Below are 25,720 nucleotides of genomic sequence, written 5' to 3' on the forward strand. Positions count from 1 at the left end.
CTCTTTTTCAGCTGTCGATTCTGGCTTACCCTTGCGGCATGTCTGGTTTTGGCACTGCAAGACATCTGCTTTCGAGCGCCGTCGCACTGGCGCTGACGCTCTGGCCGACGACAATGTCTCGCGCAGACGAGCCGGTCGACGTCGAACTGGTGCTGGCGGTGGACGTGTCGCTATCGATGTCAGCCGACGAGCTCGAGATCCAGCGTCATGGCTACGCGGCGGCGCTGACGCACGACAATGTGCTGCAGGCGATTACCGATGGCGCCTATGGCAAGATCGCCGTCACCTATGTCGAATGGGCCGGCACCAACTGGCAACGCGTCATCGTGCCGTGGACAGCGATCGCGACCCGGGCCGATGCGGAGCGGGTGGTGGCGCAATTGTCGGCTCAGCCGCCCAACAGCGCGCGGCGCACCTCGATCTCCGGCGCGCTGGAGTTCGGCAGCGACCTTTTCGCCGAAAGCGGCTACCAGGGAACCAAGCGCGTCATCGACATTTCGGGCGACGGGCCAAACAACCAGGGCGCGCCGGTCAATCTCGCCCGCGACGGGGTGGTCAGGCAAGGCATAGTCATCAACGGCCTGCCGCTGATGACCCGAGGCGGCTTTTCCGGCGTCTATGACGTCAACGATCTCGATCGCTACTACAGCGACTGCGTCATCGGCGGTCCCGGCGCCTTCATGATCCCGGTCAACGACTGGACGCAATTTCCCGAAGCCATCCGCCGCAAGCTGGTGCTGGAGCTTGCCGGCCCGGCGTCACGGCAATGGGCGGCGGAGGAGGCGGATCATCCGCCAGTGGTGCTGGCGCAGGACAAGCCCATCGCCGACTGCCAGGTCGGCGAGAAAATGTGGCGCAACCGCAACTGGATGCCCGACGCCAGATAGCGCTATCCCAAACCGGATTGCCGGCTGCTTTGCGCGCAAACACGGTCCTGTTGATTGACAAGCCCATCGGCCTCTGTGAACAATTTCCCGCAGAAAAACAAAAGGGGAACCGATATGAACAGAATAACCGTCCTTGCCGCGACATTGACACTTGCCGCGACATTGACACTTGCCGCGGGCTTGTCCGCGCCGGCGATGGCCGCCACATCGCTCACCATCGGCATCAGCGGATGGACCGGATTCGCACCGCTGACACTCGCCAAGCAGGCAGGGCTGTTCGAGAAGCATGGGCTCGATGTGACCTTGAAGAAGGTGCCGCAGGCCAGCCGTCCGCTCGCCATCGCCAGCGGCGACCTGCAATGCGCCGCCACCACGGTCGAGACGTGGCTGGTCTGGAACGCCAGCGGGGTGACCACCAAGCAGATTTTCCAGCTCGACAAATCCTATGGCGCCGACGGCATTGTGGTGCGCAACGACATCAAGACAGTCGCCGATCTCAAGGGCAAGACCGTCGCTTCCTCGGCGCCTGGAACGTCGCCCTACTTCCTGCTGGCTTGGGTGCTGAACAAGAACGGCATGTCGACCAAGGATGTCACGGTCGTCAATCTCGAACCCGACGCGGCGGCGCAAGCCTTCCTCGCCGGCCAGAACGATGCGGCCGTCACCTACGAGCCCTTCATCTCGGCCGTGCGCGACAAGGCCGACCAGGGGCATATCCTGGCGACCACGCTCGACTACCCGATGGTTCTCGACACGGTCGGCTGCACGCCCGAATTCCTCAAGGCCAATCCCGACGCCGCCAAGGCGCTTGCCGACAGCTATTTCGACGCCCTCGACATGATCAAGAAGGAGCCGCAGAAATCCTACGAGATCATGGGCGCCGACGTGAAACAGTCGGCCAAGGAATTCGAGGATTCGGCAAAGTACCTGAAATGGGCCGACAAGGCCGAGAACAAGCAGTTCTTCACCAAGGAATTCCAGGACTTTTCCAAGACCGCCGGCGATCTGCTGCTGCAAATGGGGCTGATCAAGGAGGCACCCGACGTCGCCACTCTGGCCGACACCAGCGCCGTGGCGAATTGACGGTTCAACCCTTGGGCACCGTGCGGTGGCGCAGAGCGCCGCCGCCTTGCCGCTGACAAAGGACGAAGATGCGCCCCTTGCATCCTGTCTCTCCGAGCCTGCGAACAGTGCTCGGTATCTCCTTCTTCGTGCTGTTCGTGGCCTTCTGGGCCTGGATCACGCTTGGCGGCCACGTCAACCGCATCTTCCTCGCCGATCCGCTGTCGATGCTGCGGGATGGCTGGCGGCTGCTGGTCGAGGATCGTTTCTGGCTCGACATACTGATCACCATCTGGCGGGTCTTCGGCGGCTTTGTACTGGCCTCGGTCGTCGCGGTGCCGCTCGGCATCGCCATGGGCGCCTGGAAGCCGGTGGAAGCGTTTCTGGAGCCCTTCGTCTCCTTCGCCCGCTATCTGCCGGCGTCGGCCTTCATTCCGCTGCTCATCCTTTGGGCCGGCATTGGCGAGCTGGAAAAACTGCTCGTCATCTTCGTCGGCTCGGTGTTCCAGATCATCCTGATCATTGCCGTCAAGGTTGGGGCCACGCGGCGCGACCTGGTCGAGGCCGCTTATACGCTGGGCTCGACCAACAATGGCATCGTCAGGCGGGTCATCATGCCGGCCAATGCGCCCGAGATCGCCGAGACGCTACGGCTGGTGCTCGGCTGGGCATGGACCTATGTCATCGTGGCCGAATTGATCGGCTCATCGTCGGGCATCGGTTACATGATCATCAACAGCCAGTCGCGGCTGGCGACCGGGCAGATCATCTTCGGCATCATCGTCATCGGCCTGATCGGGCTGTTGTCCGATTTTGCGTTCAAGGCGTTCAACCGCTGGCTCTTTCCATGGAGCCTGGCGTGAGCAAGCTTCTTATCGAGGGTGTCTCGCGAACCTTTGCCGGCGTGCGGGGTGGAGAACCCGTCAAGGCGCTGATGCCAATCGACCTGGCGGTGGCGGCCAACGACTTCATCACCGTTTTGGGACCGTCAGGTTGCGGAAAGTCGACACTGTTGAGGATCGTCGCCGGCTTGGAGGCGCCAAGCGAAGGCCGAGTTCTGCTAGACGGCAAGACGGTGACGCGGCCCGGGCCGGACCGCGGTATGGTCTTCCAGTCCTACACGCTGTTTCCATGGCTGACGGTCGCCGAAAACATCGGCTTCGGCCTGCGCGAACGGGGGATGGCCGAAAAGGAGCGGGACGACATTGTCGCTTCCTATGTCGATCTCGTCGGGCTGAAGGGGTTCGAGAACCATTGGCCGAAACAGCTTTCAGGGGGCATGCAGCAACGCACGGCGATTGCCCGGGCGCTAGCCAACGATCCCGAAATCCTGTTGCTGGACGAGCCGTTCGGGGCGCTGGACAACCAGACACGCGGGCTGATGCAGGAATTGCTGCTCGGCATATGGGAACGGCGCAAGAAAACGGTGCTGTTCGTCACCCACGACATTGAGGAGGCGATCTTCATGGCCTCGCGCGTGATCGTGATGACGGCGCGGCCCGGCCGCATCAAGTCGGATGTCTCCATCGACCTGCCGCATCCTAGGCACTACACGCTGAAGACCAGTGCCGAATTCTCGGCGTTGAAGGCGCGGCTGACCGAGGACATCCGCGTCGAGGCGATGCGGACGGCGCAAGTGCGGTCGGCCGAGACCTGATCGGGATCAGGCTGCCAGCAATTGCTTGCGGTCGACGCGTTCCTGCTGCGGCGAGCGGGCGTAGAGCTCGCGGTAACATTTCGAGAAATGCGAGGCCGAGACGAAGCCGCAGGCGACCGCCACCTCGACCACCGGCAGCGACGATTGGATCAAGAGATGCCGGGCGCGGTCGAGGCGGATTTCGAGGTAGTAACGGGCAGGCGACCGTCCCATCTCGGTGCGGAACAGGCGCTCGATCTGGCGGCGCGACAGGTCGACATGGTCGGCGATCTCGATCAGCGACAGCGGCTCGGACAGATTGGCCTCCATCAGCTCGATGATGGTCAGCACTTTCGAGTTCTGCACGCCGAGGCGGGCGCGCAGCGGCAGGCGCTGGCGGTCGGTCGGACTGCGCACACGATCGGTCAGCACCTGCTCGCACACGCGGTTGACGAGGTTCTCGTCGAAATCGTCGCCGATCAGCTTCAGCATCATGTCGAGCGCGGCGGTGCCGCCGGCGCAGGTGTAGATGTTCTGGTCGATCTCGAACAGGTCGGCAAAGACATTGGCCTTCGGGAACGCTTCGGAAAAACCGGGCAGGTTTTCCCAATGGATGGCACAGCGCTTGTTGGACAGGAGCCCGGCGGCGGCGAGGATATGTGCACCGGTGCACAGGCCGCCGACGGCGACGCCGCGATTGTATTCCTCGCGCAGCCAGGCAAAGGCGGACTTGTTCTGGTAGCGCTCGACATTGGTGCCGCTGCAGACGATGGCCATATTGGGGCGATCCGGCCCCGCCATCTTCTTGCGTTCCTCCTCCAGCGAGGTGTTGACCGCACACTCGACGCCGTTCGAGGCGCGCACCGGCTTGCCGTCGATGCTGGCGAGGCGCCAGCGATAGGCCTCGTAGCCGAGCATCCGATTGGCCGAGCGCAGCGGGTCGAGCGCTGTCGCAAAAGCGATCATGGTGAAATCGGGGATAAGGAAGAACACAAACGATCGCTTGATCGGATGCTTGACGGCGTTCACGGGGAACCTCATCTGGCCATGACGCGAACAGGATGTCGCGAATAGCATAGCGTCATCAGGAAAAACCATTCCTGTCAATCGTCTAGACGGCTTTGGGAAGATTAAATTTGCGACATGGGTCGCAAATGGGCAATCGCCGCGCGGTGCTGCTCGAACCAGGCCACCGTCAGGTTGTGAAAGGCGATGGAAGCGCAACAAAATAAACGCCGCCTCGGCGGACCGAGGCGGCGGCAGTCAACCCTGAAGCCGCGGCAGGGGCGCGGCTCTGGAGGTGTCTTGTATTTTCGATTTCTACGCAGTTCCGGCCGGGAAAATACGGTTTTCCTGGAACCGCGCTCGTTCAGGCGACGAAGCCGAGACGTGCCGCGGCCATGGCGCCGGTCTGGCCGGGCATGGTGTTGGCAAGACGCTGACGCTCGAGAGCGGTGGTCAGGTTCATTTCGCGGCGGGCGAAGAGGCGGGCAAAAAGCTTCATGATCATCTCCAATCGGTTGCTCGCGCATTGGCCCGAAAATCGAATTGATTTTCGGAAAGCACGATGCGCAGACTCAAAGTGTTAGAGCGTACTTTGTGCGTCCAATAGGACGCACGTCGCTCTAAACGGGTCGCCTTCGCTTGATGGAGTGGGGCAGCTCGTTTGCTGACGGTGATATAGGCTTGTGTGAGCAGGAACTAAATCGCAAAAGCGAAGCGCTTGATATGAAAAGCGACACCGGATGCGACATATTTTGGCAAGCTACGAGCAATATGCCTAGGATTTATGAATATTTACAGAGAGTTAATCAAAAAATCGAGCTGCTATGCGGCTTGCTCATATGCGCCATGCAGCGGCGGCATGGCTCATGAATTCGTTTGAATACAAATAAAATAGAGAAGGCCTGCCGGGCGGGCTGCGCGGCAGGCCTTCAGCACGGGGTACACACGATTTACTTTGCTCCAGCCCAGGATCCGACGCCGCTGCGAATGCCGGTCTTGGCGTCGGAAGCTTCCGGCCAGCCGATATCCTTCTGCAGCTCGATCGGCAGTGAACGGATGGCGCGTTCGGTCTGGTAGCGGGCGCGGGCCGCGTTGAATTCGGTCGCGATGCGGCCGAGGGACGATAGGATAGACATTTCGATCTCCTTTGCTACGGCACGGCAGGCGCCGGCAATGCGTTACGTCAGGTCTGTTTCAGCTTCATTTCACGTCGAATGCAGGTCTGCGCCGTGGTCGTTTCGTGGCCGCTTTTGGCAGCATGCTGCTTCGATGGAGTTGACTATGCTCCCGGTCTGATGTTCAATCAAACGAAATGGAATGATGTTTTGTATCAGAAAAATTGAAGGTCGATCGTCATGAACGCCCCACTCAATCACCCGCTGCCGCTGCTCGACCTCGACGTTTTGCGCACCTTCGTGGCGATTGCCGAGACCGGCAGCTTCACCACCGCGGCCAATGCGGTGTTCCGGACGCCGTCGGCCGTCTCCATGCAGATCAAGAAGCTGGAGGATATTCTCGGCCGCTCGGTGTTCGCGCGCGACGCGCGTTCGGTGACGCTGACCACGGACGGCGAAATGCTGCTCGGCTATGCCCGGCGGCTTTTGTCGATCAACCGCGAGGTGGTGTCGAAGTTCATCATCCCCGATATTGTCGGGGTGGTGCGGCTCGGCTCACCTGACGACTATGGCGAGCGCGTGCTGCCGCATGTGTTGAAGCGTTTCGCGCAGTCGCATCCCTCGATCGCCGTCGACGTCACCATCGACCAGAGCAGCAATCTGCGCCGGCGCATGGATGACCGGGCGCTCGACATCACGCTGTTGACCAATTCGTACAAGACCAGCGCGCTCGGCGCCGAGGTGCTGTTGACCGAGCCGATCGTGTGGGCCGGCGCCAAGGGCGGCTGCGCGCATCTGCGCGAACCGCTGCCGGTTTCGCTTTGGGAAGAGGGCTGTGCCTGGCGGGCCGGCGCGCTCGAGGCATTGGGCCGCGAGGGCCGCAACTATCGCGTCGCTTATATGAGTGCCCATACCGCAGGCCAGCGCGCCGCGATCATGGCCGACCTCGCGGTCGCGCCGCTGCCGAGATCGTTCCTGGGCAACGACATGGTCGAACTCTGCCCTAAGGACGGAATGCCCGATATCGGCACTTACAATCTTGCCATGGTGGTGGCGCCGGACGCCAGCGCGCCGGTCAAGGCCGTCGCCGACCACATCCGCGCGACCTTCGAAGTGTTCAGGGAAACCGGCAAGTTCTGATCGATGTCGTGGGGCCGAGTTTCAATGCTCGGCGATCTCGTCACGTTCGCCGAGCCGATTGATCGTCTGGCCGAAATGGTTGGTGTACTGGGATGAAGCTTTGGTCGACGACTTGACCGTTTCCCTTTCAGCCCGAGTGTAGGTGTCGTCCGTGAGAAACGCGACGATGTGCTGACGCGCGCGCCGCGCTTCCGGCATGTCAATCAGCGGCCAGACGTGGAACATGCCTTCCTCGTAGATCAGCTCCACCTCGACACCGGCGGCGCTGGCTTTTTGTGCAAAGATGAGATTGTCGGGCGTGAGAAGATCGCGGGAGCCCGTCAGGAGCAGTGTCTTCGGCAATATCGACAGATCGCCATAGACCGGGCTGATACGCCAGTCTGTCGGATCCAATCCGGCACTATAGAGCCGGATTGCCTCACGCCCGCCGGCGATGCCCAACCATGGATCATTCCGCTCCGCCTCAAACACTTCGGGGTTCGCGAGCGAGACGTCGAGGCCGGGTGAAATCAGCACATGGCGCGACGGCACCGGCAAACCCTCGTCCGCCGCCATCATGGTCAGCACCACGGCCATGTTGCCGCCGGCGGAATCGCCCATGAAGACGATATCTTCCGCCTCTGTCTCATCGAGCATCTGGCGGTAGACAGCGCCGACCATGCCGAACATGGCGTGGAAATCGTGTTCCGGGGCGATGGGGTAGATCGGCACGGTGATGCCGTAGCCCAGCCGGTCGGCCATGTCGGCGATCAGATACCAGTGATAAGGCGTGATCTCAAAGACATAAGCGCCGCCATGCAGGTAGAGTATCCGCTTGTGCTCTCCGGCCTTGGGGGCGATTTCGTAGACCGGAAAACCGTCCACGCTGCGCGTCTGGATTTCGAAACGCTGATGCAGCGCGGCCGGCGGATGGTGATCCTCCCTCTTGCGCGCGGCGACGATCCAGCGCTGCAGGTTTTCCGGGCTGGAAAAGGCTTGCTTGCGGCTGTGCCTGAGCACGAAGGACACAACGTGGCTTTTCAAACTTGGCATGCGAATACACGAACTTCGGCTGCAGCCGACTAAGAGAACTCCCCTTGTAACGAAGATCGTGCCTTGGCCGAGAATGTCAAGATTTACGGCGTGCCCACACGCTGGTGTGATCCGCGCGTCGTCGGCGCCGCGGCAAAAGTGCCGTGCGCAATCGGTTGCTGGTGGCCATCGGGGATGTGTGGGATCCCCGGTGGACGGCGAGCAATTTGTATTTGTCGGCGAACGTCGTCACCGCGTAGAGCCTAGCAGCAGCGAGGCGAGTGAGGCCTGCGGATCGTTCGGCGGCGATGCCGGCCAGCCGATGTCCTTCTGGACATGCGCCGGCAAGCTGTTCAGCGCGCGGATCGATTTGTTCCTGGCGTGGGCTTGCCTGATGGCCACACCCAAGCGGCCGAAATTTTCGAACATCGTCATTGTCATCTCCCTTGAAGAACGGCGATGGCCAAGGGCTGTCCTCAGCCGCCGTTCGATGTGCGGGTAAATGCGCTGTGCATGTATCTGCTGGATTTCGCGAAAACAGCGTTTCGGTTTCCGGATCGGACGATCCGGAAACATTTGCATACAAATAAATCGAGGGAGTGGCCGGCGCGTCTATTCGCGGCTGCGCCGAGCAGCATGACCTTCGCGGGAGCGTCGGCGCGGTGCTGCATCTCCGGCGATGCCATCCTCGCTCACCGTCTTGCGCGGCGGCAGCTTCACCGCCGCCGCCAGTTTCGGGAACGGGTCGACCTTGTTGGGCAGCGCCATGGCGTAGACGAAGTGCTCCTGGAATTTCGGCTCGAGCGCCGTCTCGATCTTTTCGATCTGGCTCACCGTCTCCTCGATCTCGCGGCGATAGCCGCGATTGAGCAGCGCCATGCGAGCACCCGCGCCGGCGGCGTTGCCCACGGCCGAGACCTTGTCGAGGTCGCAATCGGGGATGAGACCTAGCACCATGGCGTATTTCGGATCGATGAAGGAGCCGAAGGCACCGGCGAAGTGGATGCGGTCGACATGCTCGGTGTTCTGTTTTTCCATCAACAGCTTGGTGCCGGCATAGAGCGCCGCCTTGGCCAACTGAATGGCACGCACGTCTGTCTGGGTGATGGTGATCTTGGGTTCGCCTTCCTTCAGCACGTAGGAGAAGGTGCGGCCGTTGGCAACGACGCGCGGCGAGCGCGCGGCAAGCGATCCGTCGACGACGCCATCCTCGGAGATGACGCCGGCGAGATACATTTCGGCGACGATCTCGATGATGCCGGAGCCGCAGATGCCGGTGACGCCGGTCGCCTGCACGCTGTCGAGGAAGCCGGGCTCGTCGGACCACAGTTCCGAGCCGATGACGCGGTATTTCGGCTCCAGCGTGTCTGGATCGATGCGCACGCGCTCGATGGCGCCGGGCGCGGCCCGCTGGCCACCGGAGATTTCGGCGCCTTCGAAGGCCGGACCGGTCGGCGAGGAGGCAGCGACGACCCGTGTGCGGTTTCCGAGTACGATCTCGGCATTGGTGCCGACGTCCACGATCAGCATCATTTCGTCCTGGCGGTGCGGACCTTCGGACAGGGTCACGGCCGCCGCGTCGGCGCCGACATGACCGGCGATGCAAGGCAACATATAGAGCCGTGCGCCCTGGTTGAGCTTCAGCCCGATGTCGGAGGCCTTGATGCGAACGGCGCCCGAGACGGCAAGCGCGAAGGGCGCGCCACCGAGTTCGGTCGGATCGATGCCGAGGAACAGGTGATGCATGATCGGATTGCCGACGAAGACGGAATCCAGGATGTCGTTGCGCTGGACATTGCCTTCCGCGCAAACCTTATCGACGAGGCCGGAGATTGCCTCGCGGACAGCAACCGTCATGCCTTCGCGGCCATCCGGGTTCATCATCACATAGGAGACGCGGCTCATCAGATCCTCGCCGAAGCGGATCTGCGGGTTCGACGTTCCGGACGAGGCGGCGACGCGGCCCGACAGCAGCGACACAAGGTGCATGGCGATGGTGGTCGAGCCGATGTCGCAGGCCAGGCCATAGGCCTCGTTCTTGAGGCCCGGCCACAGCGCGATGACGCGCGCTGTCTCGGTGTCCGTATCCTTGTAGATGGCGGCGGTCGCCGCCCAGTTGCCCTTGCGCAAAATACCTTGCACCTGCGGCAGCAGATAAAAATCGAAGTCCAGGCTTTTGAGGTTCCAGTCCTTCATCAGGGCGATCTTCAGGCGGTCGAGATCGCCAAGCGGCTTGTGCATGTCTGGTTCTTCGATCTCGACGTAGCACATGCGGATCGCGGAATCGCGGGCGATGACCCTGGTGTCGGCATCCTTGCGGATGGTCTGGGCGTTGATGACCGTGTCCTGCGGCACGTCAATGACGAGATCGCCGAGAATCTGGGCGGAGCAGGAGAGGCGGCGCCGCTCAGGCAGGCCGCGCACACGTTCATAGCGCTCTTCCTTAGGGCCTTTGGGCGATATGTGGTCGTTTGAGGAGGTGATCTTGTGCTTGGCGAAATTGCCTTCCTGCACCTCGATCTGGCAGCGTCCGCAAGTGGCGCGTCCGCCGCACACGCTCTCGACATAGACGCCGAGCTGGCGCGCGGCGTCGAGCACGGGCGTGCCGACAGGGAACCGCCCGCGCTTGCCTGACGGCATGAACAGCACGAGCGGATCGGTTATGTTTGCAGGCGAGTTCACGATTGCGCGCTTATCCCCGGCCCATGCGGGCTTCACGGCCACCGCGTCGGCGGCCGCCATTGCCGCCGCCTTCGCCCGGCGCATTGACCGCTGTCGGCGCCGCCACCGCCTGGCCGCCTTCGGCCGGCTTATAATCCTTGTAGGTCTTGATCCATTTGGTGCAGTTCTCGTCGGTGCCGTTCAGCACGTTGGCGCCGCGCACCGCTTCCATTTCCTGCGGGCGCACCGGGTTCATGATCGCCGAGGTCATGCCGGCGCCGATCACCATCGGGATGAAGGCGGCGTTGATGCCGTGGCGGTGCGGCAGGCCGAAGGAGATGTTGGACAGGCCGCAGGTGGTGTTGACCTTGAGCTCTTCGCGGAGCCGACGCAGCAGGGCGAACACCTGGCGGCCGGCATCGCCCAGCGCGCCGATCGGCATCACCAGCGGATCGACGACGACGTCATGCGCCGGGATGCCGAAATCGGCGCAGCGCTGCACGATCTTCTTGGCGACGGCAAAGCGCACATCCGGATCCATTGAAATGCCAGTCTCGTCGTTGGAGATAGCGACGACCGGCACATTGTATTTCTTGATCAGCGGCAGGATGGCCTCGAGCTTTTCCTCCTCGCCGGTGACGGAATTGACCAACGGGCGGCCCTTGGCGACTTTCAGCGCGGCTTCGATCGCGGCGGTGACGGAACTGTCGATCGACAGCGGCAGATCGACCAGGCCCTGGACGATCTCCAGCGTCTGCACCAGAAGGCCAGGTTCGGTTTCGTTCGGGTTGACCGAGGTGACGCCGGCATTGACGTCGAGCATGGTGGCGCCGCAGGCGGCCTGCTCCAGCGCGTCCTTGATGACGGTCTCGAAATTGCCAACCACCATTTCGGCGGCGAGCTTCTTGCGGCCGGTCGGGTTGATGCGTTCGCCAATCACGCAGAAAGGCTGGTCGAAGCCGATGATGATTTCTCGTGTCGCCGAGGCGACGATGGTCCGGGTCATGAAATCTCTCCGTCGTGATATAAAGAGTTCTTTATATCGTTATCTCTTGTCGATCAAGCGAATGGTCGCTCTCCGCGCAAGTCAATGCGCGGTCTTCACCATGTCCACCTGGGTTTCGGTAATGTCGTCGTGCAGGATGCGGTCCAGCCGGTCGGCGACCATCTGGTCGTCGCGGCGGATCTCGCGCTTCCACGGCTGGCGGCCCTTCAGCACGCCCGATTCATCGACGATCTCGGCGACATATTCCTCCTGGCGATAGGCCATCACATGGATGCCGGAGACACCGGGAATTTCCTTCACCTCGTTGATGATGTCGGTGCAGAGCTGCTTGCCTTCCTTCTTCTGGTCCTGGGCACCCTCCAGCCGCTTGATGATAGCGTCAGGGATATGGATGCCCGGCACGTTGGAGCGGATCCATTTTGCCGTCTTGGCGGAAGCGAGAGGGCCGACGCCACACAGGATGAACACTTTCTCGGTGTGGCCGAGATCACGTGCCTTCTGCATGAAGGTCTTGAACATCGGCACGTCGAAGCAATACTGCGTCTGCACGAATTGCGCGCCGGCGGCGATCTTCTTGCCGAGATGGATCGGGCGAAAGTCGAAAGGCGGCGCGAACGGATTGACGGCAGCGCCCAGGAACAGCTGCGGCGGCGTCGTCAGCTTGCGGCCGGACAGAAACTTGCCGTTGTCTCGCATGATGCGGCAGGTCTCCAACAGCGACATGGAATCGAGGTCGAACACCGGCTTGGCGCCCGGCTGGTCGCCGGCCTGCACGCCGTCGCCGGTCAGGCACAGCATGTTGGCGACGCCCATCGCGGCGCCGCCCAGCACGTCGCCCTGGATGGCGATGCGGTTCTTGTCGCGGCAGGCGATCTGCATGATCGGGGCGTAGCCCATGCGGGTCAGAAGCGCACAGATGCCGACCGACGACATATGGCAATTGGCGCCGGACGCATCGACGGCGTTGATGGCGTCGACCCAGCCGTCGAAGATCTTCGCACGGTTGTAGACATCCTCCGGATCGGCGCTGTCGGGCGGGTTCAGTTCGGTCGTCACCGCGAACTCGCCGCGCCTGAGCACGCGCTCCAGCCGGCCGCGCGAGGTGTGGCCGGGCAGGGGATCGAGCGGCAAATGGATGCCGGCCGGATTTTCGTCGAGCTGGCGGCCGGTCACGCGGACGCTCCGGTCTTCGCGGCAGCGGCGGCTTCACGGGCTGCCGCGGCCTGCGCGGTCACCCGCAGCCAGGCAGAGGTTTCGCGCAACGACTGATCGACCGGCTTCTGCACGGTGAGGATCCTGTCGGAGTTGACCATGTTCTGCGAACCTTCCCAGGCCTTGACCCAGACGCAGGGCATATCGGGTTCGACCTCGCAATTGCCGTTGGCGCGCACCCCGCCGCAAGGGCCGTTGCGCAACTGCTTGGGGCAGTTCATCGGGCAAGACATGCCGGTCGAGGACAGGATGCACTGACCGCACATGCGGCAGTCGAACATGAAGCCTTTTACGCGCTTTTCGACGAACTTGATTGGAGCCTCGACACGGCCATAGCCGATACCCTTCCACAAGGGGTGCAGCAGCAAGAAGGTGTCGGCGAAGCGGGCGTAGAACCATTCGAGCAAGCGCGAATGCCTGATCGACCACAGCCGTATCGCGAAGGAGCGCTGTACGCGCCGCTGCGGCGAGACATCGGCCGGCTTGTAGTCGGACTTCGGCGCCGCCTTCTTGACCTGAGTGGCCTGCGTAATGGCCACGCTTTCCTTGCTCACGGGAGTGGTTTCAGACATTTTCTTTGCCGCCGGCCTTGACCAGAGCGACCAGCCGCTCGCGGTCATATTTCGCGTCGATCTCGTTGAAGGCCTTTTCGACCTCGGCTTCGAGATCGTCACCGACCGGAACTGGATCAGCCTTGCGCCATTCGGCCAGATAGTCGTCCGTGCCGCCGGCGCCGGTGCGCATGGCGCACATGTCGATCGCCTCGGTGAAGCGCAACGGTAGTTCGCGCTTGGCGTTCTGCCGGCCCTTCTTGACGATGACCTGGGCAGGAATGTCGCGCCAGTAGACGACGATAAGATCGGCCATGAATTCTCGCTCCTCGATCCCCGAGCATTGCCGCAAGCGCAGTTGGCCCGCTTGTTATGGGACGACGCGCGCGCATTCAAAAGCGACGCATTCGGATGTCGTAAAATGAAAGGTGCGTTTATTCGTTTGCGCCCCATGCCGCGACGGGGTCACTGCAGCGGCAATGGCGGTGGAATTTGCGCTGTTCCGGACGCTGGATGCGTTACCAGATGCCGGTTCTCAGCCCTGTCCAGACGTAGAACCAGATCGTCGGGTGGTACCACAGCTTCGATGGCAGTCCTGGATCGAACGTTGCGAGTTTACCGGCCAGCGCGTCGCTGACCGCCTCGACGCAGATGTCGCGCGAAAACGCCGCCTGGCGCAGCGCATAACTTGAGATGGTGTCACCTTGTTTCGGCTCGCCGCGCACCTGCTTCAGCACGCCACCAGTGTCGACGCCCGCATCGACCAGATGGACGGTGGTGCCGAAATTCTGCGGATCGCCTGACGTCAACGCCCAATAGCCGCCATTCATGCCGCGATATTTCGGGGTGATGCCGGCATGATAGTTGAGCACCGGACACGGCATTTTGGCCAGCATCTCCCTGGAAATCAGCCGGCAGCCGTTCAGCAGCACGACGCCGGGCTTGATCGTCTCGATTGCCTGCAGACATTCCGGCCCGTTGGCGGATGCCACATGGATGATGACCTGGCCTTGCCGCGGTTCCGTTTCAAGCTTCTCCTCGGCAATCAACCGGGCGGCGTGTTTGACATTAAGCCGTTTGCCGAGCCTGCTCAGCACCATAGTGCCGAGCTGGCCGATGGCAGAGATCCAGCCCTGGCGTCGGGCGCGGCCGCGCAGCAATTGCTTTTTAGATTCAGGGATTTCGAGGACGACGCTGACAGGGCCGACGCGGTCGGCGAGGTCGTTGATCATGGCCCAGACATGCGCGCCGCCACCGGTGACGACCACAATAGGTCGCGGATTTGGTTGCGACGCTGCCATTGATCTTTCCGTGCTCCAAGGACCGGCTGATGTGGCCGGACCTTAGGGCGGGCGGGTTAATCCTTGGTATGCCGGAAGCCTTACCAACCCATGAAGACCCCGGTCAGCGCATGAAGACTTGGTCAGCGCTTGAACTCCATGATGTCGAGCTTCGATTCATAGTAGGGCGCGGGGAACTCGATGCGCCATTCCTTGGCGCTGTTTCGGAAGGCGTAACCAACCTGGTCGGTCTGCGGGCCGCTGCCATAGGGCTTTGCCCGATCGTCGTTGACGGAGCCGGAGCCAAGATAGATCGAGCGCTTGTCGCCGTCGTCGAAGAAGCGGCCCTGGGTGCGCTGAGAACCGCTGATCTTTTCCAGCCGCCAGCCGGAGCCATCATCGGTGACCCTGCATTTGAACCAGCCATAGACAACGAGCGGGCTCAGTCCGCCGGCCTTGATCGTGCGGCACCGCCAGTTGCCCGTGAGATCCTTATCGGAGAAGGCGACCAGCGGCTTGGCTAACAGCGTGTCGAGCTGCTTGAGCTCGGCGGGGTTGCCCGCCTTTGCTTCGGCGAGCGCCGCCTTGCGGATGTCGCCATATTTGTCGAGCCGCGCCTTATCGGCAGGCGTGATCAGTTTTTGCACTTGTCCGTCGGCAAGGGCGGGCAAAGTACAGCAGAGGAGACCAAGGGCGGCGATCAATGAGCGAAGGATCATCAAAGAATTCCCTGTTTTGTCTGGAACGGCGCTGCCGCCGCCTGGCGCATAACTTACCGGGTCGCTGGCGCCTGTCATCCGTGCTTAACAGCGTCTCGGTCAAAACTCATGGTGTGACGCATGCGAATCTTGCTTACGGGATCGTCGGGTTGGCTGGGCAGCGCGCTGGCGCCACTCCTGCGTGAGCTTGGACATGACGTGACCGGCCTCGATCCCGTTCCATCGGCCGAAACGCGGATCGTCGGTTCGATTGCCGACCGTGACCTCGTCATGCGTGCCGTCGGAGAAAACCGGATAGAGGCCATTATTCACAGCGGCGCGCTGCACAAGCCCAACATAGACAGCCACGCCAACAGCGATTTCATCGCGGCCAACGTGCAAGGCACGCTAAACCTGCTCGACGCGGCGGTGGCGGCCAATGTGCAACGCTTCGTCTTCACGTCAACGACCTCGCTGATGATCTCGCAGGCGATACGCGACGGCTTCAAGGGCGGTGCGCGCAAGGCGGCGTGGCTGACGGAAGCGATGTCGCCCGAGCCGCGCAACATCTATGGCGTCACCAAGCTATCCGCCGAGCATCTCTGCCGTCTCTACCACCTCCAGCACGGCCTGCCGGTGGTGGTGCTGCGCACGGCACGTTTCTTCCCCGAGGCCGACGACATGGCGCATGCCATCGAGCAGTCGGACGCCAACACCAAGGCGAACGAACTGCTGTTTCGGCGGCTGATGGTAGAGGACGCGGCGCAGGCGCATGTCGCCGCCTTGGAGAAGGCACCGGAGCTCGGCTTCGACACCTTCATCATCTGTGCGCCGACGCCGTTCCAACCCGAAGATTGCGAGGCGTTGATCAGGGACGCGCCGTCCGTGGTGGCGCGGTATTTTCCTGAATTTCCCGCTCTCTACGCGAGGAAGGGCTGGACGATGTTTTCCTCGATCGACCGGATCTATGACGCGTCGCGGGCGAGGGACAGGCTGGGTTTTGCCTGCAGGACGAGCTTTGCCGACGTGCTGGCGGCGCTGGCAGCCGAAGACCCGGCCTGAAGCCGTCAGGCGTTCGCGGCCGCCCGCGCCAGGCCTGGCGTCAGGTCGCCAAAACCGGTGGAGCGGCGCTCATAGGCGAGGCCGAGCAGGGCGGCGGCCTTTTCCGCGACCTTGTCGAGCTCCGGATCATCGGTCTGCGCCAGATAGATCAGCTTCTCGTAATTGCCGAAATAGTCCTTGATCAGCTCCGGGTGCTTATCCAGCCCGAGCGGCTTCATGAAGAAGGCATCGAACTGGCGGCACAGGAAGTCCGTCATGTAGAAGGACATCATGTCGTCGTCGGCGACCTTCCCATAGGCGTCCATGCCTTGATAGAACGCGAAGCAATGCGGGCCGGCCATGCGTTCGACGCCATGCTTCTCCAACACGCGGTCAAGCAGGCCGCCAGTGCCGCAATCGGCATAGCCGACGAAGATGTGTTCATAGCCTTCCGCCCTGGCCTTCTCGATCGCCTTTTCCATGGCCGGCGCGATGCGGTCGGGATGGAAATGAAACTCCGCCGGCAAACACGTCAATTCGAGGTGATCCAGCCCGAGCTGTTCCTTGACGGCCAACACCTCGCGCGCAATCATCCCGCAGGCGATGACGAGCAGCCTGTCTGTCTGATTCGGTTTTGTTTTTTTCGTCTTGACCAAGTCGAGCCGGCTTTTCGCTGTGGGGCTAATTTATCTGTCGAGGGAGACACCGTCCATGAAACTGCTACGCATAGCGCCGATGGCTATCCTTGCCTGCGCTCTTGCACTTACGGCCTGCGCCAACACCGTTCGGGGTGTCGGCAAGGATGTCAAATCGACGGCGAGGGCGGTCAAGGACACCGTCGCCAATTGATCGGCGGCCGTCTCTCATCTGGGGACAAAAAAGCCGCGCTGCAAGGCGCGGCTTTTCTTTTTCGTCGCCCTGATGCCTTGGATCAGGCCGAAGCACGCACGTTGTGCTTGCGCTTCATGAAATCCTTGGCGGTCTCGACCGCTACCGCCGCGTCGCGGCAATAAGCGTCGGCGCCGACGGCCTTGCCAAATTCCTCGTTGAGCGGCGCGCCGCCGACCAGCACGACGTAGTCGTCGCGAATGCCCTTTTCCTTCATCGTGTCGATGACGACCTTCATGTAGGGCATGGTGGTGGTGAGCAGTGCCGACATGCCGATGATGTCGGGCTGGTGCTTTTCAATCGCGTCGAGATACTTCTCGACCGCGTTGTTGATGCCGAGATCGATGACGTCGAAGCCAGCACCCTCCATCATCATGCCGACGAGGTTCTTGCCGATGTCGTGGATGTCGCCCTTGACGGTGCCGATCACCATCTTGCCCTGTTTCGGCGCGCCGGTGGCGGCGAGCAGCGGACGCAGGATGAACATGCCAGCCTTCATGGCGTTGGCGGACAAAAGCACTTCCGGCACGAACAGGATGCCGTCGCGAAAATCCTCGCCGACGATACGCATGCCTTCGACCAGCGCCTCGGTAAGCACCTTGTAGGGCGCCCAGCCGCGCTCGAGGAGGATGTTGGTGCCTTCCTCGATCTCTTCCTTCAGCCCGTCATAGAGATCGTCGTGCATCTGCTGCACCAGCTCGTCGTCGGAAAGCTCGGAAAGGATGATCTCGTCGTCGGACATTTTTATCCAGCTCCTCACGGCATCGCGACTGTGTCGCAAGGCACAAAATAATGGTGTTCATACCTAACCCGCAACGGGCGGGTATCCATAGCTGATTTGCGACTTCCCGCAAAAGGAAAGCGACTGGAAAATCTATCGGTTTTCTTGTCGATTTTGCGACAGGCGTTGGCGCGGACGGGCCGTTTCGAATAGGGTGCATGGCTACGATCCGGGCAAGCCGCGTCATGCGGCCGCAACGGTTACGGACCAGCCATAGTCAGGCGGGCCATATTCAGGGAAGAGCTATCATGAGTGAACACGCGGCAGTCGACCAGGAAGCGTCAAACGCGCGGCGTGGGCGCGGCGCCAGTGGCGGAGCGGCGGCCAGGCGTGCGGCGCGCTCAGGCGGCGGCCCCGGCACCCAGCTCACCTATATCAAGCGCAAGATCAACGTCTACGAGGTGCTGAACGAGGAAGGCCTGGCGCTGATCGAGAAGAACACCGACACGGTGCTGGAAGAGATCGGCATCATTTTTCGCGATGACGCCGAAGCACTGCAGCTCTGGAAAGAGGCCGGCGCCGACGTCAAGGGCGAGCGCGTGCATTTTCCCAAGGGGCTCTGCCGTTCGCTCTTGAAGACCGCGCCGCCCATCTACACCCAGCATGCCCGCAATTCAGAACGCTCGGTGCAGATCGGCGGCAATGCGACGGTGTTCGCGCCGGTCTATGGTCCGCCCTTCGTGCGCGATCTCGACGGCGTCAGGCGCTACGCGACGATCGAGGATTTCCAGAATTTCGTGAAGCTTGCCTATATGGCGCCGTCGATCCACCATTCGGGCGGCACGGTGTGCGAGCCGGTCGACGTGCCGGTCAACAAGCGTCATCTCGACATGGTCTACGCGCACATCAAATATTCCGACAAGCCGTTCATGGGTTCGGTGACCGCACCGGAGCGCGCCGAGGACACGGTGGCGATGGCCAAGCTCGTCTTCGGCGACGACTTCGTCGAGAACAACACGGTGCTGACCAGCCTGATCAACGCCAACTCGCCGATGGTGTTCGACGAGACCATGCTTGGCGCCCTGAAGGTCTATTCGCGTCATAACCAGGCCTGCATCGTCACGCCGTTCATCCTGGCCGGCGCGATGAGCCCGGTGACGGTCGCCGGCACGCTGACGCAGGTCCTGGCCGAAGTGCTGGCCGGCGCCTCGTTCACGCAGCTGATCCGTCCGGGCGCGCCGGTGCTGTTCGGCACCTTCGCCTCGTCGATCTCGATGCAGTCGGGCGCGCCGACCTTCGGCACGCCGGAGCCGTCGCTGGTCTCCTATGGCGCTGCACAACTGGCCCGCCGGCTCGGCCTGCCGTTCCGTACCGGCGGCTCGCTTTGCGCTTCGAAAGTTCCGGACGCACAGGCAGCCTATGAGAGCGCCAACACGCTGAACTCGACCATTCTCGCCGGCACCAATTTCGTCCTGCATTCGGCAGGCTGGCTCGAAGGCGGGCTGGCCTCCTGCTATGAAAAATTCATGATGGATATCGACCAGCTCGGCATGACCCAGAAATTCTCCGAGGGCGTCGACCTGTCGGAGAACGGCCAGGCGATGGACGCCATCCGCCAGGTCGGCCCAGGCAGCCACTATCTCGGCTGCGACCATACCCAGGCCAATTTCCAGACCGCCTTCTACCGCTCGTCGATCGCCGACAACAACTCCTACGAGCAGTGGCTGGCCGAGGGCCAGAAGACCGCACCGCAGCGCGCCAACGATCTGGCGCGGCGCTGGCTGGAGGCTTACGAAGCGCCGCACCTTGATGAAGGCATCGATGAAGCCTTGAAGGATTTCATCGCCAAGAAGAAGGGGTCGATGCCCGACGCCTTCACCTGAAAGGAGCCCGAGTCAGGCGGGGCTAAAGTCGCCAACATCATCCACAAGGAAGTCTGGCGGAGCGCCTTCTCCGATCCGGACAAGAAGGGATGATTGCGTGCGCGGCATGATCGACGAGATCACGGCCGCGCTTGGCGCCAACGGCCTCATCCTGCGTGGCGGCTTTCTCTTTCCCGATGACGAGGGTGGCCCTGATGGCGCCTCGGGTGAGCCGGCAAAGTCTGTCCTGCTGGTAGGGCAGGCGGGCGCCGCGACTTGGCCGCATTTCCTGCGCTGGCGGGACCAGCAGCCACAGGCGATCGCCGATCCGCTCGACACCTGGTCGCGGGAGGTCATCGGCGAGGTGGCGCAAGAGTTTGGTGCCCGCGTCGTTTCGCCGTCGGACAAACCTTACCTGCCGTTCCAGCAATGGGCTGTTCGGGCGGAAGGGCTGAGGCCGTCGCCGCTCGGCATCCTCATGCATCCGCAATACGGGCTTTGGCATGCTTATCGCGGCGCGCTGCTGTTCGAGGACGAGATAACGCTTCCGGAATTTCGGGAGACGATCCATCTTTGCGACACCTGCGTCGACAAACCTTGTCTGAAATCCTGTCCGGTCGCCGCTTATTCGACGGATGGTTTCGCCTACCAGGCCTGCTTGGCGCATGTGCGGGGGGCGAATGGCGAGCCGTGCCGCAGTGGCGGTTGCCTCGATCGCAATGCCTGCCCCTATGGCGCGTCCTATCGCTATCCGCCGGAGGTCCAGGCCTTCCACATGGCTGCGTTCGCTGGTCTTTAGCGCATCACGCGATCCCGCACGAAATGTTGACCGCCTGGCTCAGGGAACGCCTTGCCGTGGCGGCTTGCGCGGATATGTATCGCGCATCTGGCAAACGGAGCACGCAATGATGAAGCAGGACCTTCACATCAAGACCCGTGACGGTGTGGCGAAGGCAGGCCTGTTCCGCTCGGCCAAGGTTTCTTCAGCCAAGGCTGGCGTCATTCTCTACCAGGACGCCTTCGGTCCGCGCCCGGCGCTTGACCTGATGGCGGAACGGCTGGCGGGCGAGGGCTATGCGGTGCTGGTGCCCGATCTCTTCTACCGCAATGCTCCTTATGGCCCGTTCGACGCCAAGACCGCTTTTGTCGAAGAAAGGACCAGGGCGCCGCTGATGGCGCTGGTCACCGGCACGACGCAGGAAATGACCATCAGCGACAGCGCCGCCTTTGTCGACGCGCTCGCCGGCGAAGGCGTCACGGGACCGATCGGCACTGTCGGCTATTGCATGGGCGGGGCGCGGGCGCTCAACGCCGCTGTAACCTACCCCGACAGGGTCAAGGCCGCCGCCAGTTTCCATGGCGGCAACCTCGCCAGCGATGCCGCCGACAGCCCGCACCGCAAGGCGGCCTCCATCAAGGCGCGTGTGTATGTCGGCATGGCGGGCGTCGACCGGAGTTTCCCACCGGAGCAGTCGACCAAGCTGGCCGAGGCGCTGAGGACGGCGGGAGTCGACCATCTGCTGGAGAATTATGTCGGCATGGCGCATGGCTGGTGCGTGCCCGACCACAGTGTCTACAACGAAGGGGGAGCCGAGCGTCACTGGAAACGGCTGACGGCGCTGTTTGCCGAGACACTGACCTGAGTCTCGCGCGGCTATTCCCGCCTGTTGGCTGCCCGATCCGTTCGCGGTATCAGGGCGGTCTCGCTGAATGAGCGGGAGCCGCGCGGGAACGATCAACCTGATGCAATCCTATGATGTCGTGATCATCGGCGCCGGCGCCGCCGGAATGATGTGCGCCGTGGAAGCCGCCAAGCGCGGCCGTTCGGTGCTGATCCTCGATCACGCGGCGGCACCCGGCGAAAAGATCCGCATCTCCGGCGGTGGCCGGTGCAATTTCACCAACATCCATGCGAGCCCGAAGAATTTCATCTCGAGGAATCCGCATTTCTGCATCTCGGCGCTCAGCCGCTATACGCAGCGCGACTTCATTGCGCTGGTCGAACGCCACGGCATTGCCTACCACGAGAAGACATTGGGGCAGCTGTTCTGCGACGGCTCCGCGCGCCAGATCATCGATATGCTGGTCTCGGAAATGCGGAGCAGGGGCGCCGAGCTGGTATTGTCGACCCGCGTCGAGGCTATCGGCAGAACCGAGGAAGGGTTTGAACTCGCTCTCTCCACGGGCTCGGTTTCCTGCCAGTCCCTGGTCGTGGCCTGTGGCGGCAAGTCGATCCCCAAGATGGGCGCGACGGGCTTCGGCTACGAGCTTGCGGAACGGTATGGCCTTGCCGTCGTCGAAACACGGCCTGCCCTGGTGCCGCTGACCTTCGACGCAAAAACGCTTGAGCGGTTTTCGCCCCTGGCCGGAAACGCGGTCGACGCCGAGATTGCCTGCGGCAAGACGCGGTTTTCCGAGGCGATGCTGTTCACGCATCGCGGCGTCAGCGGGCCATCCGTCCTGCAGATCTCCTCCTATTGGCGCGAGGGCGATGAGATCCGCATCGCCATGCTGCCGGGCATGGATGTGGCTGAACTCATCCGCGCTGCCAGGCGTGGCAATGGCCGGCAAGCGGTGCAGACCGTGCTGGCAAACCATTTGCCGAAACGGCTGGCACAGGCGATAGCCGAGCGAACCGGGCTGGACGGTAACCTCGCCGATCTTTCCGAGGCCCAGATCAAAACCGTCGAGGCCGCGGTCAACGACTGGCGCATCAAGCCAGCCGGTTCGGAGGGCTACCGGACGGCCGAAGTGACGCTCGGCGGGGTAGACACCAACGGCCTCGACCAGAAGACGATGCAGGCGAAGCTGGTGCCGGGCCTGTTCTTCATCGGCGAGGTCGTCGACGTCACCGGCTGGCTCGGCGGCTATAATTTCCAATGGGCGTGGTCGTCTGGCTGGGCTGCGGGCCAGGCGTGTTGACGTTCAGGTGAGACCGGCCTGACCTCACTCGCCACGCCCTACACGCGAACGTCCAAATTCGAGAAAAATCTTTCCATCACCCCAAGGATTAGCCATTAGCCTTCGTCCAACAGGCAAATGATGGCGATGATGCTGGATGAGAGCGAAGCCTCCGACGCCGAACTGATCGGGCGGGCGAAGGGCGGAGACAGGGGGGCCTTCGGCAAATTGCTGGAGCGTCACTACGACTTCGTCTATCGCGCCGCCTATCGCTGGTGCGGCAGGAAGGCCGATGCCGAAGACATCGCCCAGGAAGTCTGTGTCAGGCTGGGCAAGGCGATCCGCGATTATCGCGGCGGCGCCGCATTCACGACATGGCTCTACACCATGACGATGAACGCCGCGCGCGACACGATGCGCAACACCCAGCGCGAGACGGTCAAGACCGAGGCCTATGGCGTCCACGCGCTGATTTCGAGCGAAGGCCCGGCCGAGGGTGAAGACCCGACCGAGGCGTTGTGGGCGGCGGTGCGGCAATTGCCGGACAAGCAGCGCGGTGCCGTAATGCTTGTCTATGGCGAAGGCTTGAGCCACGCGGCCGCCGCCGAGGCGATGGCGATCTCGGAGACGACGGTTTCCTGGCACATCCATGAAGCGAAGAAACGGCTGAAGACGTTGATGCGTTCAGCCGGGGAAGTGTGACCATGGTCGACGACAACGAACTCAGAAAGCTGCGCAATGCAGCGGTACCGGCGCCGGGCGAGAGCGCGAAGGCACGCGCCTTCGAAGCTGCCCTGCGCGCCTATGATCAGGAAAATATTTCCGCCGTCACCCAAGGATCGGTTGGCGGCCTTCGTCTCACGGAGCGAGCACAAAAGCTCTGGAGCGAGATCATGCAAAAGAAACTCATTGCCACGCCGGCCCTTGCCGGGCTCGTCGCCCTGCCGATCGCTGGGTACGCCACCTTCCATTTGCTGAGGGAACAGCCGTCGCCGTTCGGCGGCGACGAGAAGATCACCGAGACGCTGGCCGACAAGCCGGCGACGCAGAAGCCAACCGTCGCCGAGCCGAAACAGGCTCCCACGGCGCTGGAGAAGGACAAGAAGGCAGACTTGGATGTGGAAAGCCGCGACGCCAGCAATGCTCTTGCGCCGGCCGCACCGCCGAACTCCGAATCGGATGCCGCCGGTGGCGCAGCACAACCGGGCGCGCCGGTGAGCCCCACTGTATCGTCGAGGTTTGACCTAAAGACCTACAGCGGCAAGGAGGTGGAGTATGGAACTTTGCCAACCTCCAGGCCGGCCCCCGCACCCAGTGGTGAGGTTTCACGGGAGAGTGCCGGCCTCATGCCAAACGCGCCTAATGCCGCGCGGGCCAGTCGCGTCCAGGCTGCCGAGCCCAAGCTTATGGCCCCGCAGCAGCCGGCGGCCATCCCGGCCGACCAGATCGCGCCGCAGGAGGAAAACCGCGATCGCGTCCAGGATTTCAAGACCAATCCCGTGCATGCGGCACTGCAAGACCCGGTCTCGACCTTCTCGATCGATGTCGACACCGCGTCCTATTCCTTCGTGCGCGGCTCGCTGAAGCAGGGCTACCTGCCGCAAGCCGACGCGGTCCGCGTCGAGGAGATGATCAATTACTTCCCTTATGACTGGAAGGGGCCGGAATCGGCCTCAACGCCGTTCAACTCGACCGTCAGCGTCATGCCGACGCCGTGGAACGCGCACACCAAGCTGATGCACGTCGCCATCAAGGGTTTCGACATCAAGCCGACCGAGCAGCCGAAGGCCAATCTGGTCTTCCTGATCGACGTGTCGGGCTCGATGGACGAACCGGACAAGCTGCCGCTGCTCAAGTCGGCGTTCCGGCTGCTGGTCAGCAAGCTGAAGGCCGACGACACCATCTCGATCGTCACCTATGCGGGCGATGCCGGCACCGTGCTGATGCCGACAAAGGTTGCCGAGAAGGACAAGATCCTCAATGCCATCGACAATCTGCAGCCCGGTGGCTCGACGGCAGGCGAGGCCGGCATCAAGGAAGCCTACAAGCTTGCCCAGCAGTCCTTCATCAAGGATGGCGTCAACCGAGTGATGCTTGCCACTGACGGCGACTTCAATGTCGGCCAGACCGATGATGACGACCTGAAGCGGCTGATCGAGAGCGAACGCAAGACCGGCGTGTTCCTGTCGGTGTTCGGCTTCGGCCGCGGCAATCTGAACGATGAAATGATGCAGACCATTGCCCAGAACGGCAACGGCACCGCCGCCTATATCGACACGCTGGCCGAGGCCGAGAAGGTGCTGGTCGAAGATGCCTCCTCGACGCTGTTCACCATCGCCAAGGACGTCAAGATCCAGGTCGAGTTCAACCCGGACAAGGTGTCGGAATACCGGCTGATCGGCTACGAGACCCGGGCGCTCAACCGCGAGGATTTCAACAATGACCGCGTCGATGCCGGCGATATCGGCTCGGGCCATTCGGTCACCGCGATCTACGAGATCACGTCCAAAGGCGGTGGCGGCGAGCAGATCGATCCGCTGCGCTACGGCCAGGCGACGGTCAACAATGGCGGCGTCGCCAATGCGGACGAATATGCCTTCGTCAAGATCCGCTACAAGCTGCCCAACGAGGACGTCTCAAAGCTGATCACCACGCCGGTGACCTCGGCCAACGAGGTCGCGTCCTTCGATCAGGCCAGTACCGACCAGCGTTTCTCCGTCGCCGTCGCGGCCTTCGGCCAGAAGCTGCGCGACGAGGATGCGACCGCGAAGTTCGGCTACGACAAGATCATGGAGATTGCCACTGCCGCCCGAGGAGCCGACCCGTTTGGGTACAGGTCCGAGTTCCTTTCGCTTGTGCGCCTTGCCTCGGCGCTGGGCGGCAACCGGTAGTGGCGATGACGGCCGGTTTCTTTCAGATGATGGGATCGTTCTGATAACCGGCCCACGGGCGGGTGAGGCAGGCCGGCGAGGGATCTTTGCCCTTGCCGGCCTTTTTTCGGATCGGTTCGATAATCAGGTGAGACCGGCCTGCAAACAGTGGC

At 62.4% G+C, this 25,720-nt stretch carries 27 protein-coding genes; 13 read left to right on the plus strand and 14 right to left on the minus strand.

Going from position 1 to position 25,720, the window contains the following annotated elements; translation table 11 throughout:
• Window positions 1-38 precede the first annotated feature (38 nt).
• The 4 genes from FJ936_RS12635 (at window position 39) to FJ936_RS12650 (ending at window position 3,606) form a co-directional block, all read left to right on the plus strand.
• On the plus strand, window positions 39-887 hold the full coding sequence (locus FJ936_RS12635; protein ID WP_140791750.1) for a DUF1194 domain-containing protein: 849 nt from the start codon (window positions 39-41) through the stop codon (window positions 885-887).
• A 114-nt stretch (window positions 888-1,001) separates the two neighbouring features.
• Window positions 1,002-1,970: an ABC transporter substrate-binding protein gene (locus tag FJ936_RS12640; RefSeq protein ID WP_140791752.1), complete on the plus strand. Its 969-nt coding sequence runs from the start codon at window positions 1,002-1,004 to the stop codon at window positions 1,968-1,970.
• A 68-nt stretch (window positions 1,971-2,038) separates the two neighbouring features.
• Window positions 2,039-2,812 (plus strand): ABC transporter permease, encoded by a 774-nt coding sequence (locus tag FJ936_RS12645; protein ID WP_015317412.1) that lies wholly within the window; start codon window positions 2,039-2,041, stop codon window positions 2,810-2,812.
• On the plus strand, window positions 2,809-3,606 hold the full coding sequence (locus tag FJ936_RS12650; RefSeq protein ID WP_140615914.1) for an ABC transporter ATP-binding protein: 798 nt from the start codon (window positions 2,809-2,811) through the stop codon (window positions 3,604-3,606). The genes FJ936_RS12645 and FJ936_RS12650 overlap by 4 nt, the downstream gene beginning before the upstream one ends.
• Window positions 3,607-3,612: 6 nt before the next feature.
• Here FJ936_RS12650 and FJ936_RS12655 read toward each other — a convergent pair whose 3' ends face one another.
• From FJ936_RS12655 to FJ936_RS12670, 3 genes are all read right to left on the minus strand, one after another.
• Window positions 3,613-4,551 carry a GlxA family transcriptional regulator gene (locus FJ936_RS12655; RefSeq protein ID WP_263485819.1) on the minus strand — a complete coding sequence of 313 codons (939 nt, stop codon included), beginning with the start codon at window positions 4,549-4,551 and terminating at the stop codon, window positions 3,613-3,615.
• 403 nt (window positions 4,552-4,954) lie between these two features.
• Window positions 4,955-5,089, minus strand: coding sequence for a hypothetical protein (locus FJ936_RS31155; protein WP_013894968.1), 135 nt, complete (start codon window positions 5,087-5,089; stop codon window positions 4,955-4,957).
• A 451-nt stretch (window positions 5,090-5,540) separates the two neighbouring features.
• Window positions 5,541-5,726 carry a hypothetical protein gene (locus FJ936_RS12670; RefSeq protein ID WP_023769849.1) on the minus strand — a complete coding sequence of 62 codons (186 nt, stop codon included), beginning with the start codon at window positions 5,724-5,726 and terminating at the stop codon, window positions 5,541-5,543.
• 219 nt (window positions 5,727-5,945) lie between these two features.
• On the opposite strand from FJ936_RS12670, the gene FJ936_RS12675 reads away from it, so the two are divergent.
• Window positions 5,946-6,845: a LysR substrate-binding domain-containing protein gene (locus FJ936_RS12675; RefSeq protein WP_015317416.1), complete on the plus strand. Its 900-nt coding sequence runs from the start codon at window positions 5,946-5,948 to the stop codon at window positions 6,843-6,845.
• Window positions 6,846-6,866: 21 nt separating this feature from the next.
• On the opposite strand, the gene FJ936_RS12680 is transcribed toward FJ936_RS12675, so the two are convergent.
• The 9 genes from FJ936_RS12680 to FJ936_RS12720 form a co-directional block, all read right to left on the minus strand.
• A complete protein-coding gene (locus tag FJ936_RS12680; protein ID WP_140615920.1) occupies window positions 6,867-7,877 on the minus strand; it encodes an alpha/beta hydrolase in 1,011 nt (336 codons plus the stop codon).
• Window positions 7,878-8,105: 228 nt separating this feature from the next.
• Window positions 8,106-8,291: a hypothetical protein gene (locus tag FJ936_RS12685; protein WP_140615922.1), complete on the minus strand. Its 186-nt coding sequence runs from the start codon at window positions 8,289-8,291 to the stop codon at window positions 8,106-8,108.
• A 177-nt stretch (window positions 8,292-8,468) separates the two neighbouring features.
• Window positions 8,469-10,598: an ASKHA domain-containing protein gene (locus FJ936_RS12690; protein ID WP_140791754.1), complete on the minus strand. Its 2,130-nt coding sequence runs from the start codon at window positions 10,596-10,598 to the stop codon at window positions 8,469-8,471.
• Entirely contained in the window at window positions 10,549-11,523 is a 975-nt protein-coding gene (locus tag FJ936_RS12695; protein ID WP_140723911.1) for a methyltetrahydrofolate cobalamin methyltransferase, read from the minus strand. Before FJ936_RS12695 ends, FJ936_RS12690 begins: the two co-directional genes overlap by 50 nt.
• Window positions 11,524-11,604: 81 nt before the next feature.
• On the minus strand, window positions 11,605-12,696 hold the full coding sequence (locus FJ936_RS12700) for a methylenetetrahydrofolate reductase (RefSeq protein WP_015317421.1): 1,092 nt from the start codon (window positions 12,694-12,696) through the stop codon (window positions 11,605-11,607).
• Window positions 12,693-13,307, minus strand: a complete 615-nt coding sequence (locus FJ936_RS12705; protein ID WP_140791756.1) for a methylenetetrahydrofolate reductase C-terminal domain-containing protein — start codon at window positions 13,305-13,307, stop codon at window positions 12,693-12,695. Before FJ936_RS12705 ends, FJ936_RS12700 begins: the two co-directional genes overlap by 4 nt.
• On the minus strand, window positions 13,300-13,602 hold the full coding sequence (locus tag FJ936_RS12710; protein WP_015317423.1) for a virulence factor: 303 nt from the start codon (window positions 13,600-13,602) through the stop codon (window positions 13,300-13,302). The genes FJ936_RS12705 and FJ936_RS12710 overlap by 8 nt, the downstream gene beginning before the upstream one ends.
• Window positions 13,603-13,804: 202 nt before the next feature.
• Entirely contained in the window at window positions 13,805-14,587 is a 783-nt protein-coding gene (locus FJ936_RS12715) for a formyl transferase (RefSeq protein ID WP_015317424.1), read from the minus strand.
• A 122-nt stretch (window positions 14,588-14,709) separates the two neighbouring features.
• Window positions 14,710-15,285, minus strand: a complete 576-nt coding sequence (locus tag FJ936_RS12720) for a DUF4893 domain-containing protein (RefSeq protein WP_140791758.1) — start codon at window positions 15,283-15,285, stop codon at window positions 14,710-14,712.
• A 120-nt stretch (window positions 15,286-15,405) separates the two neighbouring features.
• Between FJ936_RS12720 and FJ936_RS12725 the strand changes: the two genes are divergently transcribed.
• The gene (locus FJ936_RS12725; RefSeq protein ID WP_140661053.1) at window positions 15,406-16,326 is read left to right on the plus strand and encodes an NAD(P)-dependent oxidoreductase; all 921 of its coding nucleotides are present in this window, start codon (window positions 15,406-15,408) and stop codon (window positions 16,324-16,326) included.
• A 5-nt stretch (window positions 16,327-16,331) separates the two neighbouring features.
• Here the strand turns inward: FJ936_RS12725 and FJ936_RS12730 are convergent, their stop codons facing one another.
• Window positions 16,332-16,961, minus strand: a complete 630-nt coding sequence (locus FJ936_RS12730) for a DUF1638 domain-containing protein (RefSeq protein ID WP_140661054.1) — start codon at window positions 16,959-16,961, stop codon at window positions 16,332-16,334.
• Between the two features lie 55 nt (window positions 16,962-17,016).
• On the opposite strand from FJ936_RS12730, the gene FJ936_RS12735 reads away from it, so the two are divergent.
• Window positions 17,017-17,154, plus strand: coding sequence for an entericidin A/B family lipoprotein (locus FJ936_RS12735; protein ID WP_015317428.1), 138 nt, complete (start codon window positions 17,017-17,019; stop codon window positions 17,152-17,154).
• An 82-nt stretch (window positions 17,155-17,236) separates the two neighbouring features.
• Here FJ936_RS12735 and FJ936_RS12740 read toward each other — a convergent pair whose 3' ends face one another.
• Window positions 17,237-17,935 carry a B12-binding domain-containing protein gene (locus tag FJ936_RS12740; protein ID WP_015317429.1) on the minus strand — a complete coding sequence of 233 codons (699 nt, stop codon included), beginning with the start codon at window positions 17,933-17,935 and terminating at the stop codon, window positions 17,237-17,239.
• Between the two features lie 287 nt (window positions 17,936-18,222).
• On the opposite strand from FJ936_RS12740, the gene FJ936_RS12745 reads away from it, so the two are divergent.
• The 6 genes from FJ936_RS12745 to FJ936_RS12770 all read left to right on the plus strand — a co-directional run bounded on the left by FJ936_RS12745 (window position 18,223) and on the right by FJ936_RS12770 (window position 25,568).
• On the plus strand, window positions 18,223-19,797 hold the full coding sequence (locus tag FJ936_RS12745; protein WP_140615930.1) for a trimethylamine methyltransferase family protein: 1,575 nt from the start codon (window positions 18,223-18,225) through the stop codon (window positions 19,795-19,797).
• 97 nt (window positions 19,798-19,894) lie between these two features.
• Window positions 19,895-20,575, plus strand: a complete 681-nt coding sequence (locus FJ936_RS12750; RefSeq protein ID WP_181171377.1) for a 4Fe-4S dicluster domain-containing protein — start codon at window positions 19,895-19,897, stop codon at window positions 20,573-20,575.
• A gap of 106 nt (window positions 20,576-20,681) precedes the next feature.
• On the plus strand, window positions 20,682-21,419 hold the full coding sequence (locus FJ936_RS12755; protein ID WP_140791760.1) for a dienelactone hydrolase family protein: 738 nt from the start codon (window positions 20,682-20,684) through the stop codon (window positions 21,417-21,419).
• A 100-nt stretch (window positions 21,420-21,519) separates the two neighbouring features.
• Window positions 21,520-22,698 (plus strand): NAD(P)/FAD-dependent oxidoreductase, encoded by a 1,179-nt coding sequence (locus FJ936_RS12760; RefSeq protein WP_140791788.1) that lies wholly within the window; start codon window positions 21,520-21,522, stop codon window positions 22,696-22,698.
• 120 nt (window positions 22,699-22,818) lie between these two features.
• Window positions 22,819-23,379 (plus strand): RNA polymerase sigma factor, encoded by a 561-nt coding sequence (locus FJ936_RS12765; protein ID WP_141906634.1) that lies wholly within the window; start codon window positions 22,819-22,821, stop codon window positions 23,377-23,379.
• Between the two features lie 2 nt (window positions 23,380-23,381).
• Window positions 23,382-25,568, plus strand: a complete 2,187-nt coding sequence (locus FJ936_RS12770) for a VWA domain-containing protein (RefSeq protein ID WP_140714849.1) — start codon at window positions 23,382-23,384, stop codon at window positions 25,566-25,568.
• Window positions 25,569-25,720 lie beyond the last annotated feature (152 nt).

Source organism: Mesorhizobium sp. B2-4-13 (assembly GCF_006658535.1).
Classification (GTDB): Bacteria; Pseudomonadota; Alphaproteobacteria; order Rhizobiales; family Rhizobiaceae; genus Mesorhizobium; species Mesorhizobium australicum.

What these genes read in the sequence shown, in the direction of transcription:
- FJ936_RS12690 (WP_140791754.1), bottom strand. Translation starts at nt 10,598, where the DNA reads ATGGCGGCCGCCGACGCGGTGGCCGTGAAGCCCGCATGGGCCGGGGAT.
- FJ936_RS12740 (WP_015317429.1), bottom strand. Translation starts at nt 17,935, where the DNA reads ATGTCCGACGACGAGATCATCCTTTCCGAGCTTTCCGACGACGAGCTG.
- FJ936_RS12645 (WP_015317412.1), top strand. Translation starts at nt 2,039, where the DNA reads ATGCGCCCCTTGCATCCTGTCTCTCCGAGCCTGCGAACAGTGCTCGGT.
- FJ936_RS12760 (WP_140791788.1), top strand. Translation starts at nt 21,520, where the DNA reads ATGCAATCCTATGATGTCGTGATCATCGGCGCCGGCGCCGCCGGAATG.
- FJ936_RS12735 (WP_015317428.1), top strand. Translation starts at nt 17,017, where the DNA reads ATGAAACTGCTACGCATAGCGCCGATGGCTATCCTTGCCTGCGCTCTT.
- FJ936_RS12720 (WP_140791758.1), bottom strand. Translation starts at nt 15,285, where the DNA reads ATGATCCTTCGCTCATTGATCGCCGCCCTTGGTCTCCTCTGCTGTACT.
- FJ936_RS12715 (WP_015317424.1), bottom strand. Translation starts at nt 14,587, where the DNA reads ATGGCAGCGTCGCAACCAAATCCGCGACCTATTGTGGTCGTCACCGGT.
- FJ936_RS12685 (WP_140615922.1), bottom strand. Translation starts at nt 8,291, where the DNA reads ATGACGATGTTCGAAAATTTCGGCCGCTTGGGTGTGGCCATCAGGCAA.
- FJ936_RS12695 (WP_140723911.1), bottom strand. Translation starts at nt 11,523, where the DNA reads ATGACCCGGACCATCGTCGCCTCGGCGACACGAGAAATCATCATCGGC.
- FJ936_RS12675 (WP_015317416.1), top strand. Translation starts at nt 5,946, where the DNA reads ATGAACGCCCCACTCAATCACCCGCTGCCGCTGCTCGACCTCGACGTT.
- FJ936_RS12655 (WP_263485819.1), bottom strand. Translation starts at nt 4,551, where the DNA reads ATGATCGCTTTTGCGACAGCGCTCGACCCGCTGCGCTCGGCCAATCGG.
- FJ936_RS31155 (WP_013894968.1), bottom strand. Translation starts at nt 5,089, where the DNA reads ATGAAGCTTTTTGCCCGCCTCTTCGCCCGCCGCGAAATGAACCTGACC.
- FJ936_RS12705 (WP_140791756.1), bottom strand. Translation starts at nt 13,307, where the DNA reads ATGTCTGAAACCACTCCCGTGAGCAAGGAAAGCGTGGCCATTACGCAG.
- FJ936_RS12640 (WP_140791752.1), top strand. Translation starts at nt 1,002, where the DNA reads ATGAACAGAATAACCGTCCTTGCCGCGACATTGACACTTGCCGCGACA.
- FJ936_RS12670 (WP_023769849.1), bottom strand. Translation starts at nt 5,726, where the DNA reads ATGTCTATCCTATCGTCCCTCGGCCGCATCGCGACCGAATTCAACGCG.
- FJ936_RS12725 (WP_140661053.1), top strand. Translation starts at nt 15,406, where the DNA reads ATGCGAATCTTGCTTACGGGATCGTCGGGTTGGCTGGGCAGCGCGCTG.
- FJ936_RS12765 (WP_141906634.1), top strand. Translation starts at nt 22,819, where the DNA reads ATGGCGATGATGCTGGATGAGAGCGAAGCCTCCGACGCCGAACTGATC.
- FJ936_RS12755 (WP_140791760.1), top strand. Translation starts at nt 20,682, where the DNA reads ATGATGAAGCAGGACCTTCACATCAAGACCCGTGACGGTGTGGCGAAG.
- FJ936_RS12710 (WP_015317423.1), bottom strand. Translation starts at nt 13,602, where the DNA reads ATGGCCGATCTTATCGTCGTCTACTGGCGCGACATTCCTGCCCAGGTC.
- FJ936_RS12770 (WP_140714849.1), top strand. Translation starts at nt 23,382, where the DNA reads ATGGTCGACGACAACGAACTCAGAAAGCTGCGCAATGCAGCGGTACCG.
- FJ936_RS12680 (WP_140615920.1), bottom strand. Translation starts at nt 7,877, where the DNA reads ATGCCAAGTTTGAAAAGCCACGTTGTGTCCTTCGTGCTCAGGCACAGC.
- FJ936_RS12635 (WP_140791750.1), top strand. Translation starts at nt 39, where the DNA reads ATGTCTGGTTTTGGCACTGCAAGACATCTGCTTTCGAGCGCCGTCGCA.
- FJ936_RS12745 (WP_140615930.1), top strand. Translation starts at nt 18,223, where the DNA reads ATGAGTGAACACGCGGCAGTCGACCAGGAAGCGTCAAACGCGCGGCGT.